Raw genomic sequence first — 17,987 nt, forward strand, 5'->3', positions numbered from 1 at the left:
ATGGCGGCTGCGTCCTCGGTCCCGCTCATTCTCCTTCCTCGGTGACTGCGAGTGGTTCCGTCGGGACTTCGGGAGCCGGAGTGTCGTCGTCCACGAACGGGTACCACGACTGCTTCGCGTCGGTGAGACACGGGTCCTCGTAGCCGTCGACCTCCTCGGGTTCGGCCAGTTCGATGAGCGTCTCCTGGCCGGTCGCGTCGACCCACTCACGGAACGTCTGGCCGTCCTGTCGCAGGGCGGCGTACGCCTCGACGAGGTTCCTGAGCAGTCCCGGAACCTCGTCGGCTGGCACACGCTGGCGGACCCACTCGATGAAACTGGGTTCGGCCCCGATGCCGCCACCGACGCCGACGTCCATCGCCTCGACCATCTCGCCGTCCTTGCGGGCCCGCATCCCCTGTAGCCCGATGTCGGCGGTCATCGCCTGCCCGCAGTCGGCGGTACAGCCGGAGAAGTGCAACTTGATTCGATCCACGTCGTCGGGCAGTTCCACGTTGTCGCGCAGCCACCGGAGCATGATCGCCATCCGGGCTTTCGTCTCCGTCAACGCCAGCGAGCAGAACTCGGTGCCCGTACAGGCCATCGCCCCGCGGACGAACGGGTTCGGTTCGGGTCTGTGCTTCTCGAGCAGCGGTTCGTCGAGCAGGGCGTCGACCGCGTCGTCGGGGACGTCCACGACGACCGGGTTCTGGCGACGGGTCAGTCGAACCTCGCCGGAGCCGTACTCGTCGGCGAGGTCCGCGAGTTCGATGGTATCCTCGGCGGTCATCCGTCCGACCGGGACGTTCAGCCCGACGTAGTTCTGCCCGTCGCGCTGGTCGTACACGCCGACGTGGTCGTGTGCGCCCCGTTCGGTCGGCTTCCCGGCGTTGTAGGTGTACTCGCCGCGGAAGTCGGTTCCCGCACGTTCGAGTTCGAAATCCAGCCGGTCGTCCAGTTCGTCCCGGATGGCGTCGGTACCCCAGTCGTCGACGAAGAACCGCGCCCGGTTCTTCGCGCGGTTCTGGCGGTTGCCCTCCTCGTGGTACAGTTCGACGAACGTCCGGACCGTCTCGACGGCCTGCTCGGGCCGGACGAAGATGTCCAGCGGGCGGGCCGGTCTCGGTTCACGGCCGCCGAGCCCGCCGCCGACGCGGACGTTGAACCCGGGCGTGGCCTGCCCATCGATGAACTTGTGGGCCGGTTCGAGTCCCACGTCGTTGATGGAGTCCTGCGCACAGCCCTTGCGACACCCCGTCACCGAGATGTTGAACTTCCGGGGCATGTTGCGCAGGTCGTCGTCCTCGCGGATTGTCTCCTGAATCTCCTCGAGGATGGGCCGAGAATCGACGTACTCGTCGGCCTTCCCGGCGACCGGACAGCCCGAGATGTTCCGCATCGTGTCGCCGCCCGCCGAGCGCGAGGAGACGCCCGCGGCTTCGAGCTTCTCCCACACCTCTGGGATGTCCTCGAGTTTCAGCCAGTGGAGCTGGATCGACTGGCGGGTGGTGAAGTCGACCCAGCCGTTGCCGAACTCCGGGTTCTCGGCGGGGCCGGTCGCGTAGTCGCGGGCCACCTCCCCGATGGCACGGAGCTGGCCCGGTTCGAGGATGCCACCGCAGTTCGTCAGTCGCATCATGAAGTACGACTCCTGTCCCGACCGCTGGTGGAACACGCCCCAGAACTTGAAGCGCGTGAACCACTCCTCGCGCTCGTCTTCGGGGATCGACGCGAAGCCGCGCTCTGCGAACTCCGCTATCTTCTCTCTGACAGCATCGCCGTACAGCTCTCCCTTGACCGCTTCCTTCTTGTGCGCCATGCTCAGGCACACACCCCTTCCGCGAGCTGGACTTCTTCAGCCATTTTTCGTTCTTGCAGTCCAAACGACCACTTATATCGGTTATCACTAATCAAGTGTTGACAGTATCGAGACTGCACAGGTCATGTGGGAACAACTGTAGAGTGGGAGGACATACAAGGAAATTATATATTCTATATGATATTAACGTTCGTGATAGTCGGTGACACGGACAGGAGAGACTGTCGTCACTCCCCGATGGAGTACGACACGAAACGTGGTCGCCGCGGTCAGCCGCCGCCGCAGTCAGTCGTCGGCTTCTTCCCCGCCGTCACCGGCGACGATGTCACCGAGGCCGTCGACCGGGCGGTCGGGGTTCGCGTCGCTGGCCTCGGTCGAGAGGCCCAGCTGGTAGGAGTTCTCGCGGGCCTCACGAAGCCGGGTACGGCCGCGGTGGACCGACACGTCACCGTTGAGGTGCAACCGAACCGCTTCGAGCAGCGCCTCGGCTTCGAGCGGTTGCCCGCGCTCTTTGACATCGTCGATGGTCGCGTCGTCGGGCACGTCGAAGGCACGCTGGGTGATGATGGGCCCCTGGTCGAGGTCGGTCGTCACGTAGTGTGCCGTGACACCGGCGATGCGGACGCCCTCCTCCAGCGCCTGCCGGTAGGCCTTCGCACCCGGGAACGCCGGGAGCAGGCTCGGGTGGATGTTGATGATGCGGTCCTCGTACCGGAACACGACATCCGGGCTGAGGATGCGCATGTAGCGGGCGAGTACGATGAGGTCTGCGTCGTACTCCTCGAGCAGTTCGAGAATCCGCCCCTCGTCCGGCGTCCCCTTCTCGTCGCCCACGTCGTGGAACGGAATCTCGTACTTCCGGGCGAGCGGTTCGAGGTCGTCGTGGTTCGCGATGACCACCGAAATGTCCGCGCCGAGGTCGCCGCTGGCCCACGCCTGGAACAGGCGTTCGAGACAGTGGCTCTCCTGTGTGGCGAGGACGGCGATCTGCTGGGTCTCCCGGTCGCTCGGGAACCGGACCTGCACCTCCACGCCGAGGTCGTCGCCGAGGTCGTGGAGGTCGTCGCGCAGGGTCTCGGGCTTGCAGACCATCTCCGAGGTGTCCGCGTGCAACGTCATCCGGAAGATGTCGTCCCGGACCGCCTGGTCAAGGTCCTCGATGTTGATTCCGCGTTCGAACAGCAACGAGGTGACGCGAGCGATGAGTCCCGTCTTGTCTCCTCCGATGACCGTAATTTCGGTCAAGTCAGTCGTCATCGACACCACCTCCTGATGCTGCTCGAAAGAGACATCACGATATGCTCAGGCGACTGGGAGGCAAAAGACTTCGTATCCAAGCGAAGGTTACGAGACGAGGTCGATAGACAGGCTCGAAAGTCAGGGTCGTCCCGTCGTCTCAGTCGATAGCCACCGCGACCTCGTTCTTGCGCATGAACGGCGGCGTCCACGGGTCGTCGTACCCCATGAAGAACGGTTCACCGACGGGTTCGATGCCGTGTGTCTCCAGCTTCTGGAGCAGTTCGTCCTCCTTCCTGTCGACGCCCGCGCTGCTCGCCCAGCCCGAGAACGACAGCACCGCGAGGTTCCGCGGGCCGACCAGTTCGAGCGACACTAATGGGTCGGTCGGTTCGGGGGCGTCCTCGTAGTCGTAGTCGGCGGGCAGGTAGAACGACATGGTGACGCCCTCGGGGACCTGGCTCGACGTGACGGGCGCGGTCATCGGGATGGTCTCGCCCTCCATGGCGACCGGCGTCGTCATAGACACCTTCTGGCCCAGCGTGTTGTCACCGGAGATGTACCCGAACAGCCGTCGGAACGCCTCGTCACCCGAACTGGCGGTCGTGCTGACCGCGATGGTCGCGGGGTACCGGCGCAGTTCGATGCCGTCGAAGTGGGCGACGCGGTCGTAGTTCACCCGTTCGGTCGTGTAGTCCACGTAGAGTCCCCAGGCGGTCCAGAGGCCGAGTGCGCCCGCGAGGACGCCGAGACCGGCGTACAGTGTGCGGCGGTTCATACGTCATAGTGGCGACGAGAGAGTATAACCCGCGTGCCGAACAGGCCATGCCGACGTGACACCGGCACGCGACGGTATCCACGTTCGTGTGTATCCGGGCGGTTCCAAAACCCCTATCATGCATGACCACGCACCATCGACCGATGACTGGCTACACCGCCACGGTGACCGTCCGACTCAAGCAGGGGGTGCTCGACCCCGAGGCCGAGACGACCAAGCGCGCGCTCGAACGCCTCGGCTTCGACCTCCAGGCGCTCCGGTCGGCCGACCGCTTCGAGGTGGACTTAGAGGCCGAAAGCGACGAGGACGCCCGTGAACGCGCCTCCGAGATGGCCGAGCGACTGCTCGCCAACCCGACCATCCACGACTACGACGTGGAGGTCACCGAGCAGGGATGACCGTCGCCATCATCCGCTTCGGCGGCTCGAACTGCGACCGCGACGCCCTCGGCGCGCTCACCGACCTCGACATCGACGCCGAAATCGTCTGGCACGAGGACGGCCTCCCCGAGGACACGACCGGTATCATGCTCCCCGGTGGCTTCTCCTACGGGGACTACCTGCGCGCCGGCGCGATGGCCGCACGCTCGCCCGTGATGAACGAGGTCCGCGAACTCGCCGACGACGGCGTCCCCGTGCTCGGCGTCTGCAACGGCGCCCAGGTCGGCTGCGAGTCCGGTCTCACAGAGGGCGCGTTCACCACCAACGCGAGCGCCCGCTTCCAGTGCGAACACGTCTACCTCCGCGTCGAGCGCGCGGACACACCCTGGACCGCTGGATACGAGGAAGGCGAGGTCATCGAACTCCCCATCGCCCACGGCGAGGGTCGCTACGAGGTCGACGACGACCGCCTCACCCAGCTCGAGACCGAGAACCGCATCCTCTTTCGCTACTGTGACGAGAACGGCGAGTTGAGCGAAGATGCCAACCCGAACGGGTCGAAGCACAACGTCGCGGGCATCCTCGGCGAACGCGACTCGGTCGCCGTCCTCATGCCCCACCCCGAGCGTGCGGCGCTCGCGGACGTCGGCGGCGTCGATGGGCGGCCGCTGCTCCGCGGGTTCGCACGGGCGGTCGCGGAGTGAGACAGACCCGGCAGGAACACCCCAGACCGACTGTCCCGTTTCTGGAGACGCGGACTCACCACTCGTAACGGCTCAAAGATTAAAGAGTGTGCACAGTAAGGGTTGAGGTGACACAGGGGGTGTGGGGGCCCACCGACACACTACCGGAATGACGGGACGCGAACCCACCGTCCTCGCGGTCGGCTTCACGGCCGCCGAGACGGACGAGATGACGGATGCTTTGCCGTGGACAGTCGTTACCGCGTCCGGCGTCACGACCGCAGTCGACGCCCTGTCCACCGACATCGACTGCGTCGTCAGCGACTACCAGTTGCCCGACGGTGACGCGTTCGACCTCCACGACGCCATCGAAGCCGACGAACCGGCCGTCCCGTTCTTCCTCTACACGGCCGACGGCGACGAATCGGTCGCGGGCCGGGCCATCGCGGCCGGCATGGACGGTTACGTCCCCGCCGCCGACGGCTTCGACACGCTCTGCACCCGGGTCGAGGCAGCCAACGGCGACCGGGGCGGGCCGCTCGCCAGCAGACGAGAACGCCTGGAGTTCGCCTACGACCAGGCACCACTCGCCATCATCGAGACGGACCGGGACGCCGAGATAACCGCCTGGAACCAGGGTGCGACCGACCTCTTCGGCTACGACCACGAGGCGGCACTCGGTGAGAGCGTCATGGAACTTCTGGTCCCGCCGGCCGAACGGCCCGCGCTCGACGACATCTGCGAACAGGTGCTCGACGACTCCGACGAGGACGTCGTCATCAGCCGCAACGGGAACGTCACCAGCGACGGGCGCTACATCACCTGCGAGTGGTACAACACCACGCTGACAGACGGCGACGGGAACATCGTCGGGTCACTCGCGTTCGTCCAGAACGTGACCGACCGCGTCGACCACCAGCGGACCGTCGAGGACCTCCAGGCGATGTCGCGCGAACTCATCCGCATCGAAGAGCGCGAACGCGTCGCCGAGTTCGCGGTCGAAGCGGCACAGAGCGTGCTCGACCACCGGTACACGACGGTTCTGTTGTACGACGAGGAGGCCGACGCACTGGTGCCCGCGGCGGCGACCGACGAGGCGGCGGCGATGCTCACGGAGATGGACGACCTGGTGGGCGAGCAGAGCCTCACCTGGTCCGTGTTCGAGTCCGGCGAGGCGGTCATCGTCGACGAGGAGGCGTACGAGCAGTCGCTGCTCCCGCACTCCCGCGGCATGGAGAGTACCCTCGTGGTCCCGCTCGGCGACCACGGCGTGCTCGCGTTCGCATCGGAAGACGTCGACGGCTTCGACGAGACCACCTCACACCTGGCGAGCATCCTCGCATCCACGACGACCGCGGCCCTCGACCGGAGCGACCAGGAGGAGGAACTCCGCCGCCAGCAGACGATCGTCGAGGCGGCCGGCGACGCCGTCTTCGCGCTCGACGAGGAAGTGCGCTTCCGGACGGTCAACGACGCGATGACTGCGTTGACCGGCTACGACCGTGAGACGCTGCTCGACATGCCCGCGTCCGAGATTCTCGACACCGAGTACCTCGACCGGGGACGTGCCGCACTGGTCGACCTCGTCGACGACGAGGGGCCCGACTCGACCACGTTCGAGGTCGAGATACGGACGGCCGAGGGGCGTCTCGTCCCCTGCGAGGCGACCATCGCCCTGTTGCCCGCCGACTCGCGCTTCGACGGGACGGCGGTCGTCCTCCGCGACATCACCGAACGAAAGCGCATCGCGGACGAACTCGTCGAGCAAAAGCGCAAGATAGAGAACCTCCATGGGGTCGCCTCGCAACTCGACGACTGTGAGACAGAAGCGGAGATCTGGGAGTTGACCGTCGACGCCGCCGAGGGAATCCTCGACTTCGACATCTGCGGTGTCGACCGGGTGGAGGGCGAGTACCTCGTCTCCGCCGGCATCTCCTCGGAGATAGAGCCACAGGGGTACAGGGAACGCTCGCACGTCTCCGACGGCATCGCCGGCAAGACCCACCGGACCGGCGAGTCCTACCTCATCGACGACATCCATGGCGACAACGACGCCACCCCGGAACACCGAACCTACCGGTCGCTGCTGTCGGTACCGGTCGACGACGTGGGCGTCTTCCAGGCCGTCTCGGACGAGGTCGGCGGGTTCGACGAGTCGGACCTCGAACTCGCGGAGTTGCTGGTGAGCCACGTCGCCGATGCGGTCGAGCGCCTGGCGTTCGAGGAGGAACTCATGAACGAGCGTGACCGGTTCGCCGCGCTGTTCGAGAACGTCCCCGACCCGGTCGTCTACGCCAAACACGAGGACGACGAGCCAGTCATCGTCGAGGTGAATGCCGCGTTCGAGCGCGTCTTCGGCTACGACGAGGCCGAGGTCCGGGGCGAAAGACTGGACGACCTCATCGTGCCCCCGGACCGCCGCGCCGAGTCCGACTACGTCAACGAGCGCTCGCAGGCCGGCGAACTCGTCGAACAGGAGGTCAAACGGCGGACGACGGACGGCCTTCGGGACTTCCAGATGACCGTCGTCCCGGTCGAGTTCGGCAAGCGCAACCCCCGGACCTTCGGCGTGTACACCGACATCACCGAACGGAAAGAGCGCCAGAAACGCGTCGAGATACTGAACCGCGTGCTTCGACACGACCTGCGCAACGGGATGAACATCATCCGCGGGTCGGCCGAGATGCTCGCGGACGTGGTCGACGGGACGACCGCGGTGGGCTACGCCGAGACCATCCTCGGGCGGGCCGACGAACTCGTCAGTCTCGCGGAGAAGACCCGGGCGGTCGAACGGACGCTCGACCGCGACCACGCGGCCACCGGCCCGGTCGACTTACACGAGAGCGTCCAGACGGCCATCGCACGGCTCGCGAGAGAGTATCCCCACGCAGGCATCACGGTCGACCTCCCCGAGGACGCGGCAGTCCGTGCCGACGACCTGCTCCGGACCGCCATCTTCCACGTCATCGAGAACGCGCTCCAGCACAACGACAGCGACGACCCACACGTCCACGTCGCAGCGACACAAGACGACGGGGACGGGCAGTTCCTTCGCCTGTCGGTCACGGACAACGGTCCGGGCATCCCCGAAGAGGAGCGGGCACTCATCTCGGAAGAACAGGAGATAACCCAGCTCCGACACGCGAGCGGCCTCGGCCTCTGGCTGGTCAACTGGGTCGTCACGCAGTGTGGCGGCTGGCTCTCGTTCGCGGAGAACGACCCGCGGGGGACCGTCGTGACGATGACGGTCCCGCTCGCGGTCAAGGAAGAAACAGTCCAGACCGCCGACGACTGAATCCGTCGAACTTACTCGACCAGCGGCATGTTGTACGTCGTCTCGTGTTCGAGCACGTGCTCCCACGTCGCCTCACACTCACACAAGACCTGCTGGAACACGCTCGGGTCCTGGCGCAGGTCGAAGTCCTTGATGGCGGTCTGGACGCGGTCGTCGCACTCACCGCAGTTGTGCGGCCCGCGCTCGGAGCCGTGGCCGACCGGGTCCGAGACCACGATGACGTCCTCGTCGGCGGTCGATTCCAGTACCTCGGCGACCGACCAGAGCCACGGCGGACGGTAGCCACCGCGGAAGAACAGGTCGTCGACCATGGTGTAGCGCTGGACGTTACAGGGGTTCATCGAGACGGTGTGACAGCCCTCGACGGCGGCACAGCGGCGCACGGATGACTTCATGTCTTCGAGGGCTTCCGGCTCCGAGAGGAACGGCGGCTTCATCAGGAGATAGGCCTTCACGCCGGCGTCGGCCGCGACGGCCTCGGCGCAGGCGTCCTCGAAGTCCGAAAAGTCGAAGTACTTGTTCACGCAGTCGTGGCGGACGCGGTCGGTCGCAGTCTCCAGGCCGACCGCCACGTCGGTGTCCAGTCCCTGTCCGGTGAACTCCGAGAGCTTCTCGCGGGAGACGAAGTCCGGGAGGGATTCGAGGACGATGCGCTCGCGGTCGCCGAACGTCTCCGCGATAGCCCGGCGCGTCTCGGCGGGCACCTCGCGCTCGTCGAGGAACGACCCGGAGGTGTATATCTTGATGAGGCCGGACTTCTCGTCGGCTTCCTCGGCCTCGTGGTCGAGACAGACCTGAATCTGGTCCATCAGCGCCTCGTGGGAGACCGACCCGCCCTCGACCGATTCTGCGACGTAGCCACACATCGTGCAGCCGCCGGCGCGAGCCCAGCGACAGCCGCCCGTGTTGAGGATGATAGTCAGCGACTGGTAGACCCCGCTGGGCGTGTTGTCCTCGTCCAGCCAGACCCGCGTCGGCTCGTGCGGGTCGTACGTCTTGTCCTTCTTCGCGCGGATGTCGCGCATCACCTTGTTGTGCGCGTCCATCCCCTTGCCCTTCTCGTAGACCTCGGGCGTGGGCTTGCTCATTGGGAGAAACCAGCGGGTCGGCGCGTAAATCGGCTTCGGGTCGGTGCGTCGACGCTCCCCGTCACCGCCGGTCGCGGAGTTCGTCGACGAGCAGGCCGAACGGGAGGAGGAACGGCGAGAGTAGTCCCAGGGCGAGCGTCCCGGTGTTCGTCGTGATGGGCGTTGCGTACCCGGCTTCGGGCGTCCCCCCGACGAGGACGAACCCGGCCGCGACGGCACCCGTCAGGACGAGTGCGATGAAGACGGTCGGGAGCGGGTCTTCCGAACCTTGTGCGCGTCTGGTGGACATGGCAGGTCGGGATACGGACCCCCGGAAATTACGCCCCTCGACCGTTCCAAACGCGTGAGAATCGCGGGATGACACAACAGGTCGTGTGCGAACCGCCCACAACAGTTTAGCACACCTTCACCGTAGCGGGGCCATGGTCGACGTCCACGTCGAGAACGCGACCCTGCACGCCGTCGACCGGGCGAACCGGTCTATCGCCATCGACGTCGTCGGCTGGGACCAGCCAGCGGACGGCCCGTCGATTCCCATCGAACTCGATACCACGGTGACGGGTCGCGTCCTCGAACTCACCGTCCCCGAGGCGCTCGTCGAGGTCAAACAGAACGACGGACCCTACGAGAAGCTCCCCGAGTACAAGACCGTCCGCCGGCTCGGCGACGGTGAACACCTGCTGAAGCTCTCCAGCGAGCTGACCGCCTACGCCCGGTTCGACGGCGCGGCGACGCTTCGTCGCAGAGCCTCGGGGCGGGCCGACCTCACGTTCGAGCATCCGACCCCGGTCAGCCTCGGGTTCTGGACGATGGTCGACTTCCCGGAGCACACGATAACGGTGCCACCGACGCCGACCGGTCTCGCGACGGCGCTCACCCACCTGTCGAGTTCGCACATGCGGATGACGCCCGACCGGACGCTCCCCGGCTGGCGCGAGCATCCACCGCTGGTCGAACTCGGCGACCCGGGCGACGAACCCGACGTCCCCGGGGCGGTCCGTGACGCGACACCCGAGACGGGTATCGAACTGGTGCTCCCCGACGCGCTGGCACCCCTGTTCCCGGCCGCACCACTGGCGCACTACCTCGGGGCGAGAGTCAGCGTCGACGCGGACAGAGCGCGACCGCTGCTTCGGGCCCCCGCAGTGGACGTCGAACACGAGTTCTCGGCGCTGCCGGAGTTCCAGTTCGAGGCGGCCGACTGCTTCGAGCGCGTGTTCTACCTCGACTGCATCGTCCGGGCGGCCGGTCCGGATGGCGAGGGAGACCTCGCCGAACTCGACCTGCTCGACGGGGTGGACACGGCCCTGCTGGAGAGCTACGACGCCCCGGTCGCCGACCGGCTCCAGCTCGCGCTCGACCCGCAGGTCGCCGCCCTCGACGACCGGTTGCCGTCGCGGAACTACGTTATGTTCGTCGAGCCGACCCCGGAACACGTCACGGCCCTGCCGTTCGTCATGTCGTATCTCGGCCGGGTGTACCTCCCGTCGGCGGCCGACGAACTCGACCTGACCAGAGAGCGAACCCGCGGCATCGTGGGCTGGCTCGGCGAGGGTGGCCACCCCGACGCGTTCGACGCCCACCCACTGGCGTACCGGCACCGGCTCGAACACCTCGCCGAAGGCGACAGCGATACCTCGGTACTCGTGGTCGGGACAGCCGACCGCGCCGCCGCCGTCGCGGCCGTCGCCGACTGTTACGAGTCGAGTGTCGACGAGTCTGCGGCAGTCGTCGACCACATCGTCGGCCCGACGCGGGTCGCGCTCAGGGACGCCCTGGAGACGCGGACGGACCTCGTCCACTTCGTCGGCGACGCCAGCGAGGGGTTCCGCTGTACCGACGGGACCCTCGCGGTGGACGACCTCGCCGTCTCGAAGGCCCGGACGGTCGTGCTGGACGGTCACAGCGCCGACGGGCTCGCGACCGACCTCGTCGAGCGCGGGAGCGTCGCGGCCGTCGTTCGGACGGGGGTGGACCGCGACAGGCCCGGCCTCGTGCCGACGACGCTCGTCCAGTTACTCGCGAAGGGCTACGGCGTCGACCTCGCGTCCCGCATCGCGGGCGAGTTCAGTGACGATGAGGCATTCCGGGTCGTCGGTGACGGCACCAACGCGCTTCCCGAGGACGACAACGTGAGTTCGATTCCGCTCACCGTCACCTCGAACGGCGACGGAACCTTCGACGTGGTGGGCGAACCGGGCGGTGCCATCGCCGGACTCGTCTGGCACCCGGACATCGAGACCGTCACACAGCGACTGTTGAGCGGGCGACGCCCGTTCACCGTCTCCGCCATGGAACTCACGGCCGTCCTGCGCGACCCGGACTACCTCGTCGTCAGCGACGGTGACCTGGCGTGGTCGGGTGCCCTCGCGCCGTTCTACCCCATCGCATGACGTTATCCCGTTGACAGCTTGCCGTAATCCTCAAGCCACCTGCCACGAATCCCACGAGGGTAGTGCCAGACTCGAAGACGGTTCTGAGCAGCGACGGCCGGGTCGAGGACGCGCTTGCGGCGACGTTCGACGTCGTTCGCGTCGATTCCCCGACGACCGCAGCCCTCGACACTGTCGACTGTGCGGTCGTAGCGGCACCCGCCGTCGCCGCAGTACGTGCGAGGACAGCGACCCTGCCGGTCGTCGCCGTCATCTCCGAGTCGGACGACCCGGCCGCCGCCATGGCGAACGGTGCGACCGACGTCCTCCCCGCCGATGCACCCCCGGCCGTCGTGACGGCCCGTGTCCGGGGCGCTCTTGAGACTGGCGGCTCAGCGACCTCGACCGAACAGCGCCTCGACACGCTCCTCGAACGGACGACGACGTTCGACCGCCTCGGCTCCGAGGGAGAGATATACGAACACGCCATCTCGGTCGCCCAGGCCGTCCTCGACCTCGACGCCTGTGCCATCTGCCGACTCGAGGACGGCGAACTCCGGCCGGTCGCGACCGTCGCCCGCCGACTCCATCCGGCGAGCTTCCACGGGGGCGGTGAGGGCGTCGCTGGCCGCACCATCGAGACGGGCGAGACGCAACTGGTCGACGACGTCCGGGCCGACGCGGACGCGAAACCGACGGCCGAGGACTACCGGGCGGTACTCTCGGTCCCGCTCGACGACGACGGCGTCTTCCAGGCCATCTCGACGGCGAGCGACACGTTCACCCCGGCCGACCGCGAACTGGCCGAACTCCTCGTGACGAGCGTCGAGCACGCCCTCGAGCGGGTGCGCTACGAGGACGCAGTCACCCGCGAGCGCGACCGCTTCGCCGCGCTCTTCCAGAACATCCCGGACGCGGCGCTCCAGTACACCTTCGACGACGGCGACCCCTACATCGACCGCGTCAACTCCGCGTTCGTCCGCCTGTTCGGCTACGACCCCAACGAAGCCGTCGGGGAATCGGTCGCGGACCTCCTCGTCCCCGGCACCGACGGGAGCGAGGAACTGTACGCCGCGGTCGACGCGGGCGAACGCCTCGAACGGGAGGTCGTCCGCGTCACCGAGGACGGCGAACACCCGTTTCTCCTCCGGAGCGTCCCCATCTCGACCGACGGCGACGAGCCGACCGGCTACTTCATCTACACAGACATCGCCGAGATGAAGGCCCGAGAGCGCCGGCTCACCCGGCAGAACGAACGCCTCGACGCCTTCGCGTCCGTCGTGAGCCACGACCTTCGGAATCCGCTCAGCGTCGCCCGGGCGTACACGGAGACCGCGTACGACGGCGAGGACCCGTCCCTGCTCCCGGAGGTACTCGTCGAACTCGACCGGATGGACCAGATGATCGGCGAACTGCTGACGCTCGCCCGGGAGGGCGACATCGTCGGGGAGACCGAAACCGTCTCGCTCGCCGTCACCGCACGGGAGGCGTGGTCACACGTCGAGACGGCCGAAGCGACGCTCACCGTGGCCAGCGACGTGACGCTCGCCGCCGACGGCGACCGGCTGGAAGAACTGTTCGAGAACCTGTTCCGGAACGCCGTAGAGCACGCGACTCCACGGGCCACCAGCGAGGCTGAGGACGCTGTCGAGCACGGGTCGACGTGCAACCAGACGAAGTCTCGTGACACGAGAGAGCACGCTGGCGAGTCCGTGACGGTCACGGTCGGCGGGACTGCCGATGGGTTCTACGTCGCCGACGACGGCCCCGGCATCCCGGACGAGCAGAAAGACGCAGTGCTGGAGATGGGGTACACGACGGCGACGGACGGCACCGGGTTCGGCCTCGGCATCGTCTCGGAGATAGCGTCCGCCCACGGCTGGACGGTGTCGATAACCGACGGCGAGAACGGCGGCTGTCGTTTCGAGTTCGTGACCTGAGTCGGGGCCGGTTACTCTGCGTACAGCGAGTAGAGGATGACGCCGAACCCGACCGTGGTGAGCGCGCTCTCGATGGCGAGCGCGGTGGTCTGGTCGCCGGCGATGAGGAACTGGTCCAGCGCCCCCGCGATGAGCGCACCGGTCGTGACGATACCGAACCCGAGCGCGAGCGCCCGAAGCGCCGGCGACCCGGTCCGACGGTACGCTTTCGTGGCGAGGTAGGTGATGAGCCCGCCCATCACGAGCGTGAGCGTCTTGAACGCGACGACGAGTGGGGTGACGTGACTCATGTCTCCTTGCGCACCTCCTTCCACATCGAGGCGAGACGTTCTTCCGGCTTCTCGGGCGGCCGTTCGATTCGCAGGTCCAGTGTGTGTTCGTCCGTGAGCATGATAGCAACGTTCTCGAAGTCGACCCGGTACATCGAGGTGTGGCGACCGTCCGTTCGGAGTTGTGTCTCCTCGGCGAGCAGCGAAGCCTCCGTCAGGAGGTCGAGCTTCCGGTAGGTCGTCGACAGGGGGATGTCACACGCCTCAGAGATCTCACTCGCGGTCATCGCCTCGGTGAGCGACTCGATGATGTCGTGACAGTCCTCGTCGTCCAGGGCGTCGACGACCGCCTGGAACTCAGGCTCGTCCGCCCCGGACGGGTCGCGCATCTTCACAGGGGAGACGTGTACGCTCTGGGGTAAAATCGATTCGGGTTTTCTCGTTCCCGGTCACCGGTGTCCGGAATCCGGTGAGAGAAGACCTATTTTCCCCCATCTCCTTCGCTTCCACCATGACGACGGTGGTCAGGGGCATCGAATCGCTGGCCGACGTGTGGGCCGCCGAGGACGTGAACCGCGCGGCGTGGACGACCGCCTTCGCGGACGTGTTCTCGCCCCGCGTGCTCGCGACCGGCCGGGCCGCCGCCAGCGAACCGTACATCCGCTCGCGCTACGAGGTCCTCCGGGACCATCCCGGCTTCGTCGTGGCGACACGGCGCGACGAGGTGGTCGGCTACGCCTACGTCGACTGGACCGACACCGCGGCGTTCGTTCGCGACGACGAGGCCGAACTCGTCGAGTTGTACGTCCACCCCGACCACTGGGACGAGGGCATCGGCACCCGACTGCTGGAGGCCGTCTCGGAGGCGATTCCGGCTGACCGGACCACTCTCGTGCTGTCGACGCCGGCGGCGAACGAGGTCGGACGCTCCTTCTACGAGTCGCGGGGGTTCACGCTCCGCGAGCACCGGACCGGCGACGTGGGGGGCGAGGTGGTGCCGACAGTGGTGTTCGCCCGCAAACTCCCGTGGTGAATCAGCCGTTCGTGCTCGCACCCGCCCCGGCGAGTCGCTCGTAGCCAGCCCACGCCACGACACCGACCGTCGCCCCGAGCGTGTTCACGGCGGCGTCGGCCAGGTCGAACGACCGGGCCGGGATGGGCAACTGGACGACCTCGACGCCGAAGCCGAACAGGGCCACGACGGCGACGATGGCCAGCCCTGCTGCCAGCGTCCGGGGTCGCCTGGCCCGGGCCGCGAGCACGGCCAGCACCGCGTACCCCACGGCGTGGAACAGTTTGTCGAGCGCGAGGAGACCGAACGGGCCGAAACCCGTGCTCGCGGCGCCACCATCGGGAACGCTCCCCGGTGGCTCGACCACCGACGCGAGCAAGACGGCACCACCCCACGCGAGGACGAGAACCCACGGGTGGACACCGGACCACGGACGGCGTTTCATACCGGCGTTCGTCGCGCCGAGAACAAAAACTCGCCGCCACGGAAGAAAACGTGACCTTATGCGCTCCTGTCACGAAATACCGTTCGTGCCGTCGTCCACAGCGTCGCGACCCGACCCCGTCACCGTCGTGGCGACCCGCCGGTTCGTCCAGGTCGCTCCGGAGACGCTCTGGGACGCCATCGGCGACCCGGGCGCTCTCGAACGGGCGGTGACGCTCGTCGACGCGACCGTGACCGTCACCGAGCAGTCGTACCCGCGACTCGTCCTCGACGTCAGGGGCGACGGTGACTACGGTGGCCTCACCGGCACGGTCGTGCTCACGGTCGATGCCAACGAGTTCGCGTCCGTACTGCACTGGGAGTGCCGGATTCGTCCCTCCGGCGACCTCGGGACCATGCGACCTCGGCGTTTCCGGCCGACCGTGACCCGATTCGTGGACGCCTACGCAGGCGAGGTGAACGACCGTCTACCGGAGCGGTAATCGCTTCAGTACCGACCGAGAGCGGCCGGCCGATCCAGCCCAGCGCCGACGGCCTCTCCGACCCGGTGCCAACCGCGTTCCCGCGGAGAGGTAACTGAAACCAGTTACGCCCGCTTTGCCAACGACTAACAGAGTCCCGTCCGTACCTAATGATTAGGGATTACAATGACAGACATCGGTGGCTTCCAGGACCACGTCGCACGGGTCGACCTGTCCTCGGGAGATGTGAACTACGAGGGTATCGACGACGCTGACGCGAAGAAGTACATCGGGGCCCGCGGCCTCGGTGTGAAGTACGTCTTCGAGAAGGGTCCGGACGTGGACCCACTCGGCCCGGACAATCTTCTCGCGTTCATGAACGGCCCCCTGACGGGGACACAGACGGTGATGAGCGGCCGAATCGCGGTGTGCACCAAGTCGCCGCTGACCAACACGGTGACCGACAGCCACCACGGCGGCTGGTCGGGTGCCCGCCTCAAGTGGGCCGGCTTCGACGGCCTCCTGTTCGAGGGGCAGGCCGACGACCCGGTGTACGCCGTCGTCGAGGACGGCGAACTCGAACTCCACGATGCCAGCGACCTCTGGGGCAAGACCGTCCACGAGACGCGAGATATCCTGGAGGAGCGCCACGAGGGCAGCTACGGCAAGAACATGTCCATCATGGCCATCGGGGCCGGCGGCGAGAACGAGGTTCGCTACGCCTGCATCGTCAACGAGGACGACCGGGCCTCGGGCCGCGGCGGTACCGGCTGTGTGATGGGCAACAAGAACCTCAAGGCCATCCTCATCAAGTCGGGGACGAAGATGCCCAAGCCGAAGGACCCCGACACCTTCCAGAAGGGGCACCAGCAGGCCATGCAGGCCATCCAGGAGTCCGACGTGACCGCCCCGAACGAGGGCGGCCTCTCGATGTACGGGACGAACGTCCTGATGAACATCACCGAGGAGATGGACGGACTCCCGACCCGGAACGCGAAGTACACCTCGACGAGTTCCGAGGCCGAGGAGGACCCGAGCGAGCCGAACATCGACTCCGAGAAGGTCTCCGGTGAGAACGTCCGCGAGAACATCCTCGTCGACGAGCCGACGTGTCACTCCTGTCCCGTCGCCTGCAAGAAGGAGGTCGAGGTGACCTACACGCACAAGGGCAAGGACATGAACGTCCGCGGGGAGTCCTACGAGTACGAGTCGGCGTTCGCGCTCGGCCCGAACTCGATGAACGACGACCGCGACTCCATCGCCGTGATGATAGACCTCTGTAACCAGCACGGCATCGACACCATCGAGACCGGGAACATGATCGCGATGGCGATGGAGATGACCGAGCAAGGCAAACTCGACGACCTCGGTGAGGGCGTCGAGTGGGGCGACAAGGAGGCGATGATAGACCTCATCACCGACATCGCGAACCGCGACGGTGACCTCGCGGACCTGCTCGCCGGCGGCGCGAACCACGTCGCCGAGGAGATGGACGCCCACGACAACTCACTGGCGGTCAAAGGCGAGACCATCCCCGCCTACGACCCTCGCTGCATGAAGGGTATGGGCATCGGCTACGCCACCTCGAACCGCGGTGCCTGCCACCTGCGCGGGTACACGCCCTCCGCTGAAATCCTGGGCGTGCCCGAGAAGGTCGACCCCTACGAGTGGGAAGGCAAGGGCGAACTCACCGCGGTCTTCCAGGACATGCACTGCATCTCTGACTCCTTCGACATCTGCAAGTTCAACGCCTTCGCGGAGGGTATCGAGGAGTACATCCTGCAGTGGAACGGCATGACTGGCCTCGACTGGACCGAAGACGACCTGCTCGAAGCTGGTGAGCGCATCTACAACCTCGAACGCTACTACAACAACCTCGTCGGCTTCGACGGCGACGACGACTCGCTGCCGGAGCGGTTCCTCGAAGACGGCATTCGCGGTCAGGGTGCGAGCGAGGGCGAGTACTGCGAGCTCGAGGAGATGAAAGCCGAGTACTACGAGTACCGCGGCTGGGTCGACGGCGTCGTCCCCGACGAGAAGCTGGACGAACTCGGCATCGACATCGGCCCGGGCACCGGCGTCAGTTCGGGAGACTCGCCGGCACCCGCAGACGACTGAGGAGACCAGCGAGCAGACGACGAACGTACCCACCGATTCCGATTTTTCGAGTCCGACTGCGTCGAGGGCTGACCGACTGGTACGTCCCACGTACCGGGCGGCTAACCCCCCGT

At 66.7% G+C, this 17,987-nt stretch carries 16 protein-coding genes; 8 read left to right on the top strand and 8 right to left on the bottom strand.

Features of this window, described 5'->3' with window-relative positions; all coding sequences use genetic code 11:
• Positions 1 to 25 precede the first annotated feature (25 nt).
• The 3 genes from ACSC1R_RS02515 to ACSC1R_RS02525 form a co-directional block, all read right to left on the bottom strand.
• A complete protein-coding gene (locus ACSC1R_RS02515; protein WP_439027498.1) occupies positions 26 to 1,798 on the bottom strand; it encodes a nitrite/sulfite reductase in 1,773 nt (590 codons plus the stop codon).
• A 285-nt stretch (positions 1,799 to 2,083) separates the two neighbouring features.
• Positions 2,084 to 3,055 carry a formyltetrahydrofolate deformylase gene (locus ACSC1R_RS02520; RefSeq protein WP_439027499.1) on the bottom strand — a complete coding sequence of 324 codons (972 nt, stop codon included), beginning with the start codon at positions 3,053 to 3,055 and terminating at the stop codon, positions 2,084 to 2,086.
• Between the two features lie 139 nt (positions 3,056 to 3,194).
• Entirely contained in the window at positions 3,195 to 3,812 is a 618-nt protein-coding gene (locus ACSC1R_RS02525) for an SOUL family heme-binding protein (RefSeq protein ID WP_439027500.1), read from the bottom strand.
• A gap of 143 nt (positions 3,813 to 3,955) precedes the next feature.
• Between ACSC1R_RS02525 and purS the strand changes: the two genes are divergently transcribed.
• From purS to ACSC1R_RS02540, 3 genes are all read left to right on the top strand, one after another.
• The gene (gene purS / locus ACSC1R_RS02530) at positions 3,956 to 4,210 is read left to right on the top strand and encodes a phosphoribosylformylglycinamidine synthase subunit PurS (RefSeq protein WP_439027501.1); all 255 of its coding nucleotides are present in this window, start codon (positions 3,956 to 3,958) and stop codon (positions 4,208 to 4,210) included.
• Positions 4,207 to 4,896, top strand: coding sequence for a phosphoribosylformylglycinamidine synthase I (gene purQ, locus ACSC1R_RS02535; RefSeq protein WP_439027502.1), 690 nt, complete (start codon positions 4,207 to 4,209; stop codon positions 4,894 to 4,896). The genes purS and purQ overlap by 4 nt, the downstream gene beginning before the upstream one ends.
• Positions 4,897 to 5,044: 148 nt before the next feature.
• Positions 5,045 to 8,170 carry a PAS domain S-box protein gene (locus ACSC1R_RS02540; protein ID WP_439027503.1) on the top strand — a complete coding sequence of 1,042 codons (3,126 nt, stop codon included), beginning with the start codon at positions 5,045 to 5,047 and terminating at the stop codon, positions 8,168 to 8,170.
• Between the two features lie 11 nt (positions 8,171 to 8,181).
• On the opposite strand, the gene ACSC1R_RS02545 is transcribed toward ACSC1R_RS02540, so the two are convergent.
• Together ACSC1R_RS02545 and ACSC1R_RS02550 are read right to left on the bottom strand one after the other, a co-directional pair.
• Positions 8,182 to 9,258, bottom strand: coding sequence for an archaeosine biosynthesis radical SAM protein RaSEA (locus ACSC1R_RS02545; RefSeq protein ID WP_439027504.1), 1,077 nt, complete (start codon positions 9,256 to 9,258; stop codon positions 8,182 to 8,184).
• A 61-nt stretch (positions 9,259 to 9,319) separates the two neighbouring features.
• A complete protein-coding gene (locus tag ACSC1R_RS02550; RefSeq protein ID WP_439027505.1) occupies positions 9,320 to 9,547 on the bottom strand; it encodes a hypothetical protein in 228 nt (75 codons plus the stop codon).
• Positions 9,548 to 9,680: 133 nt separating this feature from the next.
• Here ACSC1R_RS02550 and ACSC1R_RS02555 point away from each other — a divergent pair, with 133 nt between their 5' ends.
• Together ACSC1R_RS02555 and ACSC1R_RS02560 are read left to right on the top strand one after the other, a co-directional pair.
• Positions 9,681 to 11,651 (top strand): hypothetical protein, encoded by a 1,971-nt coding sequence (locus ACSC1R_RS02555; RefSeq protein WP_439027506.1) that lies wholly within the window; start codon positions 9,681 to 9,683, stop codon positions 11,649 to 11,651.
• 62 nt (positions 11,652 to 11,713) lie between these two features.
• A complete protein-coding gene (locus ACSC1R_RS02560; RefSeq protein ID WP_439027507.1) occupies positions 11,714 to 13,570 on the top strand; it encodes an ATP-binding protein in 1,857 nt (618 codons plus the stop codon).
• Positions 13,571 to 13,581: 11 nt separating this feature from the next.
• Here the strand turns inward: ACSC1R_RS02560 and ACSC1R_RS02565 are convergent, their stop codons facing one another.
• Both ACSC1R_RS02565 and ACSC1R_RS02570 read right to left on the bottom strand, forming a co-directional pair.
• A complete protein-coding gene (locus ACSC1R_RS02565; protein WP_439027508.1) occupies positions 13,582 to 13,860 on the bottom strand; it encodes a DUF7521 family protein in 279 nt (92 codons plus the stop codon).
• Positions 13,857 to 14,228: a helix-turn-helix domain-containing protein gene (locus ACSC1R_RS02570; RefSeq protein ID WP_439028750.1), complete on the bottom strand. Its 372-nt coding sequence runs from the start codon at positions 14,226 to 14,228 to the stop codon at positions 13,857 to 13,859. The genes ACSC1R_RS02565 and ACSC1R_RS02570 overlap by 4 nt, the downstream gene beginning before the upstream one ends.
• A gap of 122 nt (positions 14,229 to 14,350) precedes the next feature.
• Here ACSC1R_RS02570 and ACSC1R_RS02575 point away from each other — a divergent pair, with 122 nt between their 5' ends.
• Complete coding sequence (locus ACSC1R_RS02575; protein ID WP_439027509.1) at positions 14,351 to 14,872, top strand: GNAT family N-acetyltransferase; 522 nt, start codon at positions 14,351 to 14,353, stop codon at positions 14,870 to 14,872.
• Position 14,873: 1 nt separating this feature from the next.
• Here ACSC1R_RS02575 and ACSC1R_RS02580 read toward each other — a convergent pair whose 3' ends face one another.
• Complete coding sequence (locus ACSC1R_RS02580) at positions 14,874 to 15,296, bottom strand: VanZ family protein (RefSeq protein WP_439027510.1); 423 nt, start codon at positions 15,294 to 15,296, stop codon at positions 14,874 to 14,876.
• An 85-nt stretch (positions 15,297 to 15,381) separates the two neighbouring features.
• Between ACSC1R_RS02580 and ACSC1R_RS02585 the strand changes: the two genes are divergently transcribed.
• Both ACSC1R_RS02585 and ACSC1R_RS02590 read left to right on the top strand, forming a co-directional pair.
• On the top strand, positions 15,382 to 15,777 hold the full coding sequence (locus ACSC1R_RS02585) for a hypothetical protein (protein ID WP_439027511.1): 396 nt from the start codon (positions 15,382 to 15,384) through the stop codon (positions 15,775 to 15,777).
• Positions 15,778 to 15,942: 165 nt separating this feature from the next.
• Entirely contained in the window at positions 15,943 to 17,874 is a 1,932-nt protein-coding gene (locus ACSC1R_RS02590) for an aldehyde ferredoxin oxidoreductase family protein (protein ID WP_439027512.1), read from the top strand.
• Positions 17,875 to 17,987 lie beyond the last annotated feature (113 nt).

It is taken from the genome of Haloarchaeobius ordinarius (assembly GCF_051801355.1).
In the GTDB taxonomy this organism is placed as follows: domain Archaea; phylum Halobacteriota; class Halobacteria; order Halobacteriales; family Natrialbaceae; genus Haloarchaeobius.